This is a genomic window from Dietzia sp. HMSC21D01 (assembly GCF_001815995.1).
Taxonomy (GTDB): Bacteria; Actinomycetota; Actinomycetes; order Mycobacteriales; family Mycobacteriaceae; genus Dietzia; species Dietzia cinnamea.
The window spans coordinates 1-1,413 of the sequence record NZ_KV823677.1 but is presented as its reverse complement, the minus strand read 5'-3'; the positions used below and the strand labels follow the sequence as shown (position 1 = coordinate 1,413).

At 73.0% G+C, this 1,413-nt stretch carries 1 protein-coding gene and 1 pseudogene; both read left to right on the top strand.

The genetic code is table 11. The features are described from left to right. The first annotated feature begins 152 nt into the window (after positions 1-152). On the top strand, positions 153-1,040 hold the full coding sequence (locus tag HMPREF3086_RS01860) for a sulfurtransferase (protein ID WP_083324235.1): 888 nt from the start codon (positions 153-155) through the stop codon (positions 1,038-1,040). A gap of 115 nt (positions 1,041-1,155) precedes the next feature. Beyond that, positions 1,156-1,413: pseudogene (locus HMPREF3086_RS01855) on the top strand (hypothetical protein); the annotation flags it as partial.

Genomic DNA, 1,413 nt, shown 5'->3' with positions numbered 1-1,413 from the left:
CGTCTCGTCGAGAAGAGCGTTCCGCACACGCCGGTCACGGGCGATGTGTGCGGAACGTACTTCTCGACGGGGCGCGCCGGGTGGCGTGAAGCGCGTCACCGAGGCCGGATCGAGCCGCCCACGCCGCTGTCGTACGGACTATCCTGGGCCACGTGACCAGCGAAACCGTCCCCTCGACCACTCGTCCCGGCAGCCCCCTACTCGTCACGGCGCGCGAGCTGATCAACGACGTCTCCAACCTGCCGGTCCCGCCCGTCATCCTCGACGTGCGCTGGCAGCTCGGCGACCCGCGCGGGCGCGAGCACTACTGGTCCGGCCACATCCCCGGCGCGCAGTACCTGGACCTGCCGGGCGACCTCGCGGGCCAGCGTAACGTCCGCGAAGGGCGGCACCCGCTGCCCTCGCCGGAGGACTTCGAGGACGCGATGCGCCGCGTCGGGATCGACAACGACAGTCGCGTGGTGATCTACGACGACCTCGGCAACACCTCCGCCGCCCGCGCCTGGTGGCTCATGCGGTGGGCCGGCAAGAAGGACGTGCACCTGCTCGACGGTGGTCTCAAGGCGTGGATCGCGGAGGGCGAGGACCTCGCCGTGGGGCCCGGCAACCCGGTCTCGCGCGGGAACTTCACGTTCGATCGGGATCACATGCACACGGTCGGCATCGAGGAGGCCGCCGCCTGGCCGGAGCGGGGCGTGCTCATCGACGCGCGCACGCCGGAGCGTTACGAGGGCCGCACCGAGCCGATGGACTCGCGCGCCGGACACATCCCGGGCGCGGTGAACCTGCCCACCATGAATTTCATCGACGACCGTGGTCGTTTCCTGCCGTCGGAGGAGCTCCGGGAGATGTTCGCCGAGGTGGGCGTGTCCGCGGGCGACGACGCGGTCGTGTACTGCGGCTCCGGGATCCACGCGTGCCACACGTTGGCGGCCATGGAGGTCGCGGGTCTCGACGCGGGGCGTCTGTTCCCGGGGTCGTGGTCGGCGTGGTCGGCGGACCGCAAGCGCCCGGTCGCGATCGGCCCGGACCCCCGCTAGTCACCCCCTCCGGCCGGCCCGGGCGCGGTTCAGTGCCCGCGCACGGGACCGGGAAGGGCCCACGCGCCGCGCCACCTGGACGGGCGTGTCGGTCGCGCTGACTACCCTTCAGGGCATGGTCTGGATCTGGTTCCTCGTGGCCCTCGTGCTGCTCGTCGCGGCGATCGCCCTGCTGCGCCTGGACGCCAAGCAGCGTGGCGGCGGGAACGGTCCGGCGCGCGACGACGGGCGTTCCCGGGCGCGTGCCCCGTTGGCCTCTGCGGACGGCGACGCGGTCGCGGGGGAGTCGGCCGGGGTCGACGACGACGAGGACCCGCGCCCCGCCGTGCCGGCGGACGGGGTCGATCGCGAGCCCGGGTCGGCGGGTCAGTCG